We start from the raw sequence: 12,424 nt of genomic DNA on the forward strand, positions 1-12,424 counted from the left end.
GCGCCGATTGCTGTCAGGGCTATAAGCGCAGGATCAGGCGCCCGCAAGAAGATCACCGATCCAGCCAGGCGCGGGATCCCCTCTCCTGTAAGGAGAGGGGTAGGGGTGAGGTGTAGGCCCCTGGACCGGAAGATCGCCAACACCGAACGGAGAAACGGTCAGGTTCAGGCCAAGGCATCCAACGGCCTACCCCCCACCCTGCCCTCTCCCTCCGGGAGAGGGCTCCCCGCGCCTTTCTCGCAAGGATCGCGGAGCGCTTCAGACTGTAAACGCCTCGCCCTTCTTCGGCACCAGGGCCTGCACGTTGCTGCCCTTCAGCCCGGCGACGAAGGCGTCGGCATTCCGGTCGATGATCGGGAAAGTGCCGTAGTGGCAGGGAATCGCGACCTTAGGTTTGACGAAGCGGGTCATGGCGAGCGCGGCGACCTTGCCACCCATGGTGAAGCGGTCGCCGATCGGGCAGATGCAGGCCTCGACGCCGTGAAGCTCGCTGAGCAGCGCCATGTCGGAGAAGATGTCGGTGTCGCCCATGTGCCAGAGCGTCTTTTCGCCCTTAGCCTTGATGATGGCGCCATTGGCGTTGCCGACCGGGACGTTGACGCCACCCTCGCCCATGCCGGCCGAATGGTCGGCGCGCACCAGCGTCACGCTGAACGCGCCGAGATCGACGGTACCGCCGGTGTTCATCGGCTGGAAGCTCTTCAGGCCGTTGGAGGCCAGATGCATGGCCAGATCGTAGTTGGTGATCACCGTCGCGCCGGTCGATCCGGCGATGGCGAGCGTGTCGCCGACATGGTCGCCATGGCCGTGGGTGACGACGATATGGCTCACGCCCTCGGAAATCGCCGCGACATCGCCCTCGAACGCGGGATTCCCGGAAAAGAAGGGGTCGATCAGTATGACGGCGCCGTCGATTTCGGCGCGGAAGGCGGAATGGCCGTACCAGGTGAGTTTCATGCGAAGGCTCCAGGCTCTCGAAATGCCGGCTCCTGTCTAGGCCGATCCGACCGGTCAACCAAGTCGACAATGCCATCGGCCGCATGCAGGCTGGCTGCAACGCAATCGTACGGAATCGCTCCATGACCGACGCCGCCACAATCGCCAGCCGGATCGCGCAGGGGCGCGGCGACGAGCCGGCTGATATCGTCATCCGCGGGGCGCGGCTATTCGATCTGGTGACCGGCACGCTGGTCGAGACCGATATCGCGGTCTGCGGCGACACCATCGTCGGCACCTACGGCAACTATCAGGGCAAGGTGGAATTCGACGCAGCCGGGCTGATCGCCGTGCCCGGCTTCATCGACACCCATCTCCACGTCGAATCCTCGCTGGTGACGCCGCTCGAATTCGAGCGCTGCGTGCTCCCGCATGGCGTCACCACCGCGATCTGCGATCCCCATGAGATCGCCAATGTGCTGGGCGTCGAGGGCATCCGCTATTTCCTCGAATGCGCCGACGCGATGCGAATGGATCTGCGGGTGAACCTGTCGAGCTGCGTGCCGGCGACGCATCTGGAGACGGCCGGCGCCCGGCTCGATGCGGGCGACCTCACGCCGATGATGGACCATCCCAAGGTGATCGGGCTGGCCGAGTTCATGAACTTCCCCGGCGTGATCCATCGCGATCCCGGCTGCCTCGCCAAGCTGGAAGCGTTTTCGCACCGGCATATCGATGGCCATGCGCCGCTGGTGCGGGGCATGGATCTCAACGCCTATCTCTCGGCCGGCATCCGCACCGATCACGAGACCACGACCGCAGACGAGGCGCGCGAGAAACTCGCTAAGGGCATGGCGATCCTGATCCGCGAGGGCTCGGTCTCGAAGGATCTGCACGCGCTGATCCCGCTGATCTCGCGCGATGCCTCGCCCTTCCTCGCCTTCTGCACCGACGACCGCAATCCGCTCGACATCGCCGAGGAAGGTCATCTCGACTACATGATCCGCACCGCCATCGCGGAAGGCGCGGATGTGCTGGCGACCTATCGTATCGCCTCTCTCTCGGCGGCGCGGAATTTCGGGCTTTTCGACCGCGGCTTCATCGGGCCGGGCAAGCGCGCCGACATTGTCCTGGTCGAGGATCTGGCGGCCTGTTCGGTGAAGCAGGTCTTTGCCGGCGGCAGGCTGGTCGAACCGGCGCTGTTCGCGGACCGCGCCAGCATCGCGCCGGTCGGGCTCGGCAGTGTGAAGAGCCGCAAGCTGACCCCGGCCGACTTCAAGGCGGCGGCGCGCGAAGGTGAAACACCGGTGATCGGCGTGGTACCCGGCCGCATCATCACCGAGCGCCTCGCCATGCACCTGCCCTCGCGCGACGGGGAGGCTCTGCCCGATCTCGCCCAGGACGCCGTCAAGGTCACGGTGATCGAGCGTCACGGGAAGACTGGCGGCATCGCGGCCGGATTCGTCCATGGCTTCGGCATGAGGCATGGCGCGATCGCCTCCTCGGTCGGGCATGACAGCCATAACCTCTGCGTCGTCGGCGTCGACGAGGCCTCGATGGCAGCGGCCGCCAACCGGTTGATCCAGATCGGCGGTGGCTTTGCAGTCGCGGATGATGGGGCGGTGACGGCGGAGCTGGCGCTGCCCGTCGCCGGGCTGATGAGCGACCAGCCCTTCGAGGCGGTGCGGCACGATCTGGAGGCGCTGCGGGCGGCGGCGAAGGCGCTCGGCGTCGTCTTGGCCGAGCCTTTTCTTCAGGTCGCCTTCCTGACCCTGCCGGTGATCCCGCACCTGAAGATCACCGACAAGGGGCTGGTCGATGTCGATGCGTTCGATTTCGTGTGAGGGGAATCGGTCCCTCGCCGTCGTCCCGGGCGGAGCGTAGCGAAGACCCGGGATCCATGCCGGAGCGCTTCCGATAAAGCTTCCGGCATGGATCCCGGATCGGCGCCGCTCCGCGGCCTGTCCGGGATGGCGGCGTGGTTCGTTCGAAGATCAGCCAACCAGCAATTTCGCCGGCATATCAATCCCTTCCGCCCGCGCCTTGGCACGCAGCGCCAGCCGGCGGACGCCGGGGAGGCGCGTGCCTTCCTGCGCCTCGATGGCGTGGGTGAGCGCCCGCATCCGCTCGTCGAACCAGTTGCCGCCCATGGCATGCGGATCGATGGCGAGGATGAGCTGGCCGGTGTCGGGCGGGCCGCCCTTGTCGTCGAGGAAGGACGAGGCCTGAAAGCCGAAATGCGCGCCGACCAGCGCCGCCGCCAGGATCTCGACCATCATGGCGAGCGTCGCGCCCTTGGCATCGCCGAGCGGCACCATGGTGCCGGCGAGCGCGGCGGCGGCGTCCGTCGTCGGCTTGCCATGGACGTCGAGCGCCCAGCCCTCGGGTATGGCCTCGCCCTTCTGCTTCGCCGCGACGATCGGGCCGCGCGCGACCTTGGACAGCGCCATGTCGATGACGACCGGTTCGCGGCCGGCCAGCGGCGCCGCAAAGGCGATCGGGTTGGTGCCGAAGACCGGCTTGGAGCCGCCCCAGGGGGCGATGGCGCCGGGCGTATTGGCGAAGAGCATGGCGACGAGCCCCTGCTCGGCCAGACGCTCGACATGAAGGCCGGCGGCACCGCAATGGCTGGAACGGCGGATCGGGGCTGCGACCACGCCCTGTTCGCGCGCGAGGCGCGGCAGCTCGGCCACGGCAAAATCGATCGCCGGATAGGCGAAGCCGTGGCCGGCATCGATCGCCAGCACGCCGGGCTTCGGCCGCGTCGCCTTGGGCACGACCTGCCCATCGATCTTGCCGGCCTTCAGCATGGCGAGATAGGTCGGCACCCGCGACAGACCGTGGCCTTTCAGCCCGTCGGCCTCGGCCATCACCAGAGCCCAGGCGACGGAGGCCGCGTTGGCCGGCGAGGCGCCTGCGCCTGCAAATATCTCCGTCAGCCGGGCCTCGGCCTGCTCGAAGGAGAGCCGGGTCATGCCCTGCCCTCCAGCGCCGCCATGACGCGCTCGGCGACCAGCCCGGAGACGCGGCCGTTCGACTCGACCGTGTTGCCGGCGATATGCGGCGTCAGGATCAGGTTCGGCACGTCGGCGAAGAGCTTGCCGGCGCCGCGCAAGGGCTCCTCGGCGAAGACATCGATCGCCGCGCCGCCGAGCTTGCTGCCCTTCAGCGCATCGACGAGGGCTGCCTCGTCCATGATGCCGCCCCGCGCGGCATTGATCAGGATCGCGTCCGGCTTCATCCGGGCGAGGGCTTGCCTGCCGATCAGCCCCTTGGTCTCGGGGGTCAGCGGCAGATGGATGCTGACGACGTCGGAGGTCGAGAGCACGGCATCGAGCTCGAGCCGCTCGGTCGCGGCCCAGGCCTTGTCGTCGGCTGGCACGTAAGGATCATAGGCCACCGTGGTCATGCCGAGCAGCCGGCCATGAGCGGCAGCGTCGCGGGCGATAGCGCCGAAGCCGACGAGGCCGAGGCGCTTGCCGGCGATCTCGCGGCCGATGAGCTTTGTCTTCGGGAATTCGCCCGCGACCATCGCGGCATTGGCGAAATAGGCGCCGCGCAGCAGCATCATCGCGCTGCCGATGACGTATTCCACCACGGAGAGGCTGTTGGCGCCAGTCGCGGGGAAGACCTTGATGCCGCGCTCGTTACAGACATCCATGTCGATGTTGTCGAGACCGACGCCGAGGCGGCCAACGACCTTTAGCTTCTTGGCGGCGGCCAAAACATCCCCCCTCACCTGCGTCTGGTTGCGGACGATCAGGGCGGGAATATCCGCCACGAGCTTGGCCAGTTCGTCCGGCTTGCCGAAGAGTTCTGGGTCGTGATGGACCTTGTAGCGGGCGCTCAGCGCAGCGACGGCCGCCTCGTCCATGAACTCGGTGATGACGATGTCGGTCATGGCAGGCGCCTTCCAGCTTTGACGGTCAGCCCAATGCGATCAGGCCGCCGGTGACGATGACGAGAATGACGAGGCTCGTGCCGGTGACCAGCACCATATGGCGCCAGCCTAGCCGGGCCATGGTTCCGAGCGAAGTGCCGAGCCCCAAGGCCGCGATGGCGATGAGCAGGCCCCAGCCGGAGATCGCGAGCAGCAGGTTGCGGATCGGGCCATAGACCGGCGCCAGCGCGGGTTGCGTCGCGAGCACGCTGTTCACGAGGCATAGCACCAGGAACATGATGGCGAAGACCGGCACCGGCACCTTGGCCTTCTCGGCAACGTGGCCGGCGCGCTTCGCGTCGTCATGCACCAGCCACCAGCCGACGATCAGCACGGCCGGCAGCAGCAGGAAGACGCGGAAGAGCTTGACGATGATCGCGGCATTGGCGGCCTCATTCGAGACCGACTGGCCAGCGCCGACGACCTGCGCCACGTCATGGATGGTGGCGCCGAGCATGATGCCGGTCTGCGAGGGCGAGAAGCCGAGCCAGGCGCAGATCAGCGGATAGGCCAGCATCGCCAGCGTCGACAGCGCGTTCATGGCGATGACGGTGAAGGCGACGTCGGCCGCCTTGCTCTTGTAGTCCGGCACCACCGTCGCGGTCGCCAGCGCAGCCGATGCGCCGCAGACGGCGGTCGCCACGCCGCCGAGCGCGCCCATGCCGGTCTCGCGGCCGAGCCAGCGCGCCAGCAGGAACCCCGACAGGATCGTCGCGGCCATCGCGACGACGACGAGAAGCGCGGTGGTCAGGCCGAGCGCGATAATGTCTCCGAGCGCGACGCGCAGGCCGAGCAGCGCAATCGCCCAGCGCAGCATCTTCTTGACGCAGAAGACCATGCCGGCCTGGAAGCGCGGCGCATTGGCATATGGGTGCAGAACCATGCCGATGATCAGGGCGATGACCACGGCGGGGATGCCGAACCGGCCTCCCGCGGCCGATTTCAGCAAGGGCTCCGCGATAGAGGCCGCGATTGCGACCGCGGCCGAGAGCGCGATCCCGTCGAGGAGCGGACGCCAGACGCTGAGGCGGGTCGTCGTCGCGATGGACAAGGCTTGAAGGCTCCCGAGGTTTCGGCCGGGGCGATGAAGAATGCCGGGGCGGCACGTGGCCGCCCCGGCTGTTAGCAGCCGCTCAGGCCGAGCGGTAGAGCTTGGTCATCGAGAATTCGCGGTGCCCCAATGCTTCCGCCGCAGTCAGGCGGCCGTTGGCGGTGCGGACGATGTTCTCGATCAGGGCGTCGCCGGCCTGCGGGATCGTCATGTCGCGGCGCAGGATGCCCGACACGTCGACGTCGATATGCTCTGGCATGGTGCGCATCGTCTTCGGGTTGCCGGTGATCTTGATGACCGGGACGATCGGGTTGCCGATGACGTTGCCCTGCCCCGTCGGGAAGGTGTGGACGACATAACCGCCCGCCGCCATCAGCGTGACGCATTCGGCCGCGGCCGAGGAGGTGTCCATGTAGTAGAGGCCCGGCCCCTTGGAGGGCGCCTCGGCCGGCTGCAGGATGTCGATGTACTTGCACTCGCGGCCGATCTTCTCGAGGTTGCCGAGCGCCTTTTCCTCGATCGTGGTCAGGCCACCGGCGATGTTGCCCTTGGTCGGCTGCGAATCCGAGAGGTCGTCGGTCTTGTGGGCCTCGATCACGTCGTCCTGATAGGCCTTCCACATCTTGTACCAGCGCTCGCCGACCTCCGGCGTCGCCGCGCGCGCCTTGCAGAGATGCTCGGCGCCGGTGATCTCCGAGGTCTCGCCGAAGACGCCATAGACGCCGCGCGGAATCCATTTGTCATACATGTTGCCGACGGTCGGGCAGGAGGAAAGGCCGGTGGTGGTGTCCGACTCGCCGCATTTGGTCGAGACCCAAAGCTCCTCGATGCCGCATTTCTCGCGCTGCAGCTCGGTCGCCCACTGGACGAATTCCTTGGCGACATAGGAGGCCTTGGCGATGGTGGCAATGTCGCCATGGCCCTCGATGCCGAAGCCGACGACCGGCTTGCCGGTCTTGGCGATGCCGTCGACGACGCGCTTGGTCCAGCCGTCCTCGATGCCGATGACGATGACGGCGGCGACGTTCGGGTTCGAACCGGTGCCGATCAGCGTGCGGAAATGCACCTCCAGATCCTCGCCGAACTGGAGGCGTCCATAGGCATGGGGGATGGCCAGCGTGCCCTTGATGTTGTTGGCGACGGCCTCGCAGGCGGCGTTGGAGAGATCGTCGAGCGGCAGCAGCAGGACGTGGTTGCGAACGCCGACGCGACCGTTCTCGCGGCGCCATCCCAGGAAGGAATCGAGACTACGGCCGGTCGGGCGCTTGACCGCCGGGGTCTTGAATTCGGGCGCCTCGATCTTGCGGCCCTTGATGCGGGCGAGCTTGCCCTTCACGAGATCGAAATTGGCGACGATCGACATGGCGTTTCCTCTGATCTGTTGCGGCTCGACCTGACGGGAGCCTTGGCGTTTCCGAAATCTCTGGAGGCGGTTAGCGCTGCGTCCTCGCGCAGCGAATCACCAGCGCTTGGTCTTGGCGTTGTGGACGTGCAGGTGCTCGCCCTGCTTCACGTCTGCGCGCGCCTGGCCGATGTCCTGGCCGTATTTCCAGATCGTCTCGCCCTTCTTGATGTCCTTGAGCGCGACCTTGTGGCCGATCGGGATGTCCATCTTCGCGGTCAGGCGGAAATCGGAATTGTCGTGCGTAACCACGCACAGCATGTCGGTGCCAGCCTTCAGACCCTCGACGACGACGACGCCGACGGTGTCCTTCTTCTCGTGCACCAGCAGGTGGGGCTTGCTCATCGATGTCTCCTCACGACGTTTCTTGTCGGGCGGTGAGCTGGCTCAGGGCTTTCGATCTAGCACTTGCCTGAATTCAGGACTCGACCGGCCTCGCGACAAGTCTTATATAAGACACATGACTGAGCACAAGCTCGAAAATGCGACACGGCCGGAATCGCCTGCCGGAGCCGAAATCCTCGGATTTCGACCGCTATACAGGCAGGTGAAGGAGCATTTCGTGCGTCGACTCGTCGACGGCGTCTGGTCGCCCGGCATGGCGCTGCCGAGCGAGGGCCAGCTCGCCACCGAGATCGGCGTGAGCCAGGGAACAGTCCGAAAGGCGCTCGACGAACTCGCCGCGGAGAACCTGCTGGTGCGCCGCCAGGGCCGCGGCACCTTCGTCGCCGAGCACGACGAGCAGCGCATCCTGTTCCAGTTCTTCAAGCTGGTCTCGGATGACGGCGTCGCGCGCTTTCCCGACAGCCGGGTGCTCGATATCACGAGTGGCCCCGCCGAGCCGGCCGAAGCGACGGCGCTAAATCTGCAGGTGCAAGAGCGCGTCATCCGTATCCGGCGCATCCGCTCGCTCGGCGGTAAACCGCTGATCCTCGAGACCGTCAGCCTGCCGGAACAGGTCTTTCCGGGGCTGGAAGACGGGCCGGTTCCCAACAACCTCTACAGCCTGTTCGCGACGCGCTACGGCATCACCGTCGCCAATGCCCGCGAGCGGCTGAAGGCCGTCGCGCTGACCGCCGACGAGGCTGGTCATCTCGGCGTCGCGGCGGGGACGCCCGCGCTCGCGATCGACCGCATCGCCCTTTCGCTCGACGGCTCGGCCGTGGAGCGTCGTCTCAGCCTGTGTCTGACGGAGGAGGCTCACTACCAGTCCGATCTGCGCTGAAGCGTCTGTTTCTTGAGTATGAGAGCATTGCTGCTGCGAAAAACCGGCTCCCCCTTTTTCGCGCAAGGCTCTCACGGTCCCTGAACTTTCCCAAAGCCGACACAGAGCGGCCGTTCATCACGACCCACCGGAGGATACGCATGAGCATGACCAAGAGGACGGCCCTTGCCGGGCTGCTGACGACGAGCCTGTCCGCATTCGGACTTTTGACATCCGGGCTCGCCGCGCCCGCGCTGGCGCAAGCCTTTCCCACCAAGCCGATCAGCGTGATCGTCTCCTTCGCCGCGGGCGGGCCGAGCGACGTCATCGCCCGCCTGCTCGGCGAGCAGATGAGCAAGACGCTGGGACAACCGGTGGTCGTCGAGAACGTCGCCGGCGCGGGCGGGACCGCCGGCGCCAAGCGCGTCGCAGCCGCCGAGCCGGACGGACACACGATCCTGATCCACCATCTGGCGCTCGCGGCCGCGCCCGCGCTCTACGCCAATCTCGGCTACGACACGAAAACCGCGTTCGCCCCGATAGGACTGGTCAATACCGGGCCGATGGTGATCGCCAGCAAGCTCGCGCTGCCGCCGCAGGATGCCAAGGGCTTCTTCCCTTATATCAAGGAGAACGCCGAGAAGTTGACGATCGCCCATGCCGGCGTCGGCTCGAACTCGCATCTCTGCGCCGTGCTGATGTCCCAGCAGCTCGGGGCCAAGTTCAACCAGGTCGCCTATCGCGGCACGGGGCCGGCGATGAACGATCTCGTCGGAGGACAGATCGACCTGCTCTGCGATCAATCGACCTCGGCGATCCCGCAGATCCAGGGCAACAGCATCCGCGCCTATGCCGTGACGTCGGCCAAGCGGCTCGACGTGCTGCCGAACATACCGACCATGGCGGAGGCGGGATCCAAGCTCGACATGACGATCTGGCACGGGCTCTACGCGCCGAAAGGCACGCCTGCACCCGTGCTCGACAAGCTGAACGGCGCGCTGCGCGCGGCGCTCAAGGAGCCGGCCGTGATCGAGAAGTTCAAGGCCTTCGGCACCAGCACTTTCCCCGAGGCCGAATGGACCCGCGACGCGCATGCCAAGCTGTTCTCGGCCGAAGTCGACAAATGGGCGCAATCGCTGGCTGCCGCCGGCGTGAAGCCGCAAGGCTGAGGCACCCCGACGCCGGCATGCGCCGCTCGCCTCGGCCAGCGGCGCATGCTACCGCCTGCCGATGTCCAGCAATGTCGTGCCGCTCGAAGCCTTCCTCGCCCTGCCCGACCACGCGCGGCTGCTCGGGCTCGACCTCGGCACCAAGACGATCGGGCTGGCGCTCTCGGATGTCGAACGCCAGATCGCGACGCCCTTGGAGACGATCCGACGGGTCAAGTTCGGGCAGGATGCGGCGGCGCTGCTCAAGGTCGCCGCACAGCATGCCGTCGCCGGGCTCGTCATCGGCCTGCCGCTCAACATGGACGGAACCGAAGGCCCGCGCGTGCAGTCGACCCGCGCCTTCGTGCGCAATCTCGGTCCGCTGACGAGCCTGCCGATCGTGTTCTGGGACGAGCGCATGTCGACGCTGGCCGTGACCAGGACGCTGCTCGACGCCGATGCCTCGCGGGCCAAGCGCGCCGAGGTCGTCGACAAGATGGCGGCAGCCTACATTCTCCAGGGCGCCCTCGACCGGTTGATGCGCCTGGAGCCGGATGACTTGGCCGAGGACCTGGAGGGAGATTGAGACAGGGCTTCCCGTCTTCGTTCCGCGTCGCGCAGTAGCCAACGAAAAACCTGCGCGCCGCAATGGCGCGCAGGTCCTTGGCCGTCCGCCGAGGCTTGGGCTCAGCGATAGTCGCGGAAGTCGTAGCTCGGCCCGTAATAGCGGCGATAGACGGGGGCGGGCGCGTAGACCGGCGCCGGCGCGTAGTAGCCGTCGTCGTAGTAATACGGATCAGCATAGGCGCGGCGGCTCGATGCGATCGCCGCGGCTCCGAGGATGCCGAGACCGACCCCGGCTGCAATCGCCGCACCGTTGCCGCCGCGATACCAGCCGCCCCTGTAACCCCGATAGCCGCGATAATAGCTGTACTCGGCAGGCGCCTTGTCGAGCTTGGCGGCGTCGAAGCTGCGCGGCGCGGCGAAGGCCGGCGCGATGAATCCGGCCGAAACGACGCTCACCGAGGCGAGCGCGGCAATGGCGGTCTTCCTGAGAGACATCATGGTCCAATCTCCTTCTCGCCGGGAATTCCCCGACCTGACGGGAAGTTTCGCCCCGGGCGCTTGAATGCCTCGTGAACCAATCGCGGCCGGATTGCGGCGAACGCAATGCCCCCCGAACCTGCCGCCATTGCCTCACGATGACCGCCATGAAAGGAGTGGCATCAAGGCCTCTCGGGCTCGTCATGGCCGTCTCGTGGAGATCAACGAGCAGCTCATATCCGTTGTTCCATTTCGGCCTTCCTCGCAGGCGGTTCCGGCCCGCTCCAGCCTCCTCTCCCCCGATCCTTCGCAGATGCCATGCTCTCCAGTCTGATCGCCGTCTTCCTCGTCATCGCGACGGGCTGGGCCCTCAAAATCCGCGGCACGGTCTCGCCGGCGCATTGGCTCGGTGTCGAGCGCCTGACCTATCAGGTGCTGTTCCCCGCCGTGGTGATCCATACGCTTGCCGTCGCAGATCTGGGCCGGCTGCCGGTGCTGGCCATGGGCATGAGCCTCGTAATGGCGATCCTGACCGTCGCCGGGCTGCTCCTGACGACGCGCCCGCTGCTGGCGCGCGCCGGCATCGACGGGCCTGCCTTCACCTCGATCTTCCAGGGCTCGGTCCGCTGGAACACCTTCATCGGCCTCGCCATGGCCGCCGGTCTGCAGGGGCGCGACGGCACCACGCTCATGGCGATCGCGGTGGCCGCGATGATCCCGCTGCTCAACGTGCTCTGCGTGCTGGTGCTGGCCCGCTATGCAAATGGCCGGCCGATGAGCGCAGGTGCCACTGCGCGCTCGATCGCCTTCAACCCCTTCATCTGGTCGTCCGCCGTCGGCCTCGTGCTGAACCAGATGCAGTGGATGCTGCCAGCCGCGATCACCACCTATCTCGACGTCATGGGCCGGGCCGCGCTGGGCGTCGGCCTCTTGGTCGTCGGAGCGGGACTCGACCTGCGCAGCCTCGCGCGGCCGCGGCTGGCCCACTGGATCGCGCTCGGTCTCAAGCTCGTCGTCATGCCGCTCCTGGCCTGGACGATCGCACGCCATCTCGGCCTGACGGGCCCTGCGCTCACCATGACCGTGGTCGCCGCCTCGGTGCCGACCGCGACCGCAGCCTATTTCCTGGCGCGCGACCTCGGCGGCGATGCGCCTCTTATGGCGGAAATCACCACCCTCCAGACCCTGCTCGCGCTGGCGACCCTGCCATTGGCGGTTCTTTTTCTTGTCTAAGCCTATAGCGGCGCTTGAGGTCCACGCATTTTACACGTTATGATTGCATAATCCCGACTCGCCTTTCACGAGCGATGTCGCGTTTCAACCATCGAGCTTTGCCCATGACTCGCGGGGAGCCCTCGGCGATGACGTCAAAAGCACGCAATCAATTGGCCTCGCAACTGGCCTCACAGGATGACGCGAAGCAACGGCACGACGCAGCCGAGTCCGTGGCAGCGAGCGGCAGAATGCGTCCGACTCGCAACGAAACCCATTCCTCTCGCGCGACACAACGCGAAGTGGCGGGCTATATCGAAGGCTTGGCCGCAAGTCTGCGCGCCATGGCTCACGCTGCGGATCTCGACAGTCTGGCCTATTTCCTGGAAATGGCGCGGCTCGAAGCGTCGATCCAGGGCGAGCGTCTCGCGCGCTCCAGTGCCGACAAGGCGAATGTCGCGGACTTCTAGGCAGCAGAGTCCGCACG

General features: G+C 66.6%; 13 protein-coding genes. 6 read left to right on the forward strand and 7 right to left on the reverse strand.

Going from position 1 to position 12,424, the window contains the following annotated elements:
* Positions 1 to 258: 258 nt before the first annotated feature.
* Complete coding sequence (locus AC1RMY_RS09930) at positions 259 to 957, reverse strand: metal-dependent hydrolase (RefSeq protein WP_492863927.1); 699 nt, start codon at positions 955 to 957, stop codon at positions 259 to 261.
* Between the two features lie 122 nt (positions 958 to 1,079).
* Between AC1RMY_RS09930 and ade the strand changes: the two genes are divergently transcribed.
* A complete protein-coding gene (gene ade, locus AC1RMY_RS09935) occupies positions 1,080 to 2,780 on the forward strand; it encodes an adenine deaminase (RefSeq protein ID WP_492863929.1) in 1,701 nt (566 codons plus the stop codon).
* Positions 2,781 to 2,930: 150 nt separating this feature from the next.
* On the opposite strand, the gene AC1RMY_RS09940 is transcribed toward ade, so the two are convergent.
* The 5 genes from AC1RMY_RS09940 to AC1RMY_RS09960 form a co-directional block, all read right to left on the reverse strand.
* A complete protein-coding gene (locus tag AC1RMY_RS09940; RefSeq protein WP_492863931.1) occupies positions 2,931 to 3,911 on the reverse strand; it encodes an Ldh family oxidoreductase in 981 nt (326 codons plus the stop codon).
* Positions 3,908 to 4,837: a hydroxyacid dehydrogenase gene (locus AC1RMY_RS09945; protein WP_492863933.1), complete on the reverse strand. Its 930-nt coding sequence runs from the start codon at positions 4,835 to 4,837 to the stop codon at positions 3,908 to 3,910. The genes AC1RMY_RS09940 and AC1RMY_RS09945 overlap by 4 nt, the downstream gene beginning before the upstream one ends.
* A gap of 25 nt (positions 4,838 to 4,862) precedes the next feature.
* Positions 4,863 to 5,927 (reverse strand): YeiH family protein, encoded by a 1,065-nt coding sequence (locus AC1RMY_RS09950; RefSeq protein WP_492863935.1) that lies wholly within the window; start codon positions 5,925 to 5,927, stop codon positions 4,863 to 4,865.
* Between the two features lie 82 nt (positions 5,928 to 6,009).
* Positions 6,010 to 7,290 carry a UxaA family hydrolase gene (locus AC1RMY_RS09955; RefSeq protein ID WP_492863937.1) on the reverse strand — a complete coding sequence of 427 codons (1,281 nt, stop codon included), beginning with the start codon at positions 7,288 to 7,290 and terminating at the stop codon, positions 6,010 to 6,012.
* A gap of 96 nt (positions 7,291 to 7,386) precedes the next feature.
* The gene (locus AC1RMY_RS09960) at positions 7,387 to 7,674 is read right to left on the reverse strand and encodes a UxaA family hydrolase (RefSeq protein WP_056713122.1); all 288 of its coding nucleotides are present in this window, start codon (positions 7,672 to 7,674) and stop codon (positions 7,387 to 7,389) included.
* A 115-nt stretch (positions 7,675 to 7,789) separates the two neighbouring features.
* Here AC1RMY_RS09960 and AC1RMY_RS09965 point away from each other — a divergent pair, with 115 nt between their 5' ends.
* The 3 genes from AC1RMY_RS09965 (at position 7,790) to ruvX (ending at position 10,267) form a co-directional block, all read left to right on the forward strand.
* The gene (locus AC1RMY_RS09965) at positions 7,790 to 8,554 is read left to right on the forward strand and encodes a GntR family transcriptional regulator (RefSeq protein ID WP_492863939.1); all 765 of its coding nucleotides are present in this window, start codon (positions 7,790 to 7,792) and stop codon (positions 8,552 to 8,554) included.
* Between the two features lie 140 nt (positions 8,555 to 8,694).
* Positions 8,695 to 9,702, forward strand: a complete 1,008-nt coding sequence (locus AC1RMY_RS09970) for a tripartite tricarboxylate transporter substrate-binding protein (protein WP_492863941.1) — start codon at positions 8,695 to 8,697, stop codon at positions 9,700 to 9,702.
* A 61-nt stretch (positions 9,703 to 9,763) separates the two neighbouring features.
* On the forward strand, positions 9,764 to 10,267 hold the full coding sequence (gene ruvX, locus AC1RMY_RS09975; RefSeq protein ID WP_492863942.1) for a Holliday junction resolvase RuvX: 504 nt from the start codon (positions 9,764 to 9,766) through the stop codon (positions 10,265 to 10,267).
* Positions 10,268 to 10,368: 101 nt separating this feature from the next.
* On the opposite strand, the gene AC1RMY_RS09980 is transcribed toward ruvX, so the two are convergent.
* The gene (locus tag AC1RMY_RS09980; RefSeq protein WP_492863944.1) at positions 10,369 to 10,746 is read right to left on the reverse strand and encodes a hypothetical protein; all 378 of its coding nucleotides are present in this window, start codon (positions 10,744 to 10,746) and stop codon (positions 10,369 to 10,371) included.
* Between the two features lie 297 nt (positions 10,747 to 11,043).
* Between AC1RMY_RS09980 and AC1RMY_RS09985 the strand changes: the two genes are divergently transcribed.
* On the forward strand, positions 11,044 to 11,958 hold the full coding sequence (locus AC1RMY_RS09985) for an AEC family transporter (protein WP_492863946.1): 915 nt from the start codon (positions 11,044 to 11,046) through the stop codon (positions 11,956 to 11,958).
* Between the two features lie 128 nt (positions 11,959 to 12,086).
* The gene (locus AC1RMY_RS09990) at positions 12,087 to 12,407 is read left to right on the forward strand and encodes a hypothetical protein (protein ID WP_492863948.1); all 321 of its coding nucleotides are present in this window, start codon (positions 12,087 to 12,089) and stop codon (positions 12,405 to 12,407) included.
* Positions 12,408 to 12,424 lie beyond the last annotated feature (17 nt).

This window comes from Allobosea sp. GW822-FHT03F07, assembly GCF_058801345.1.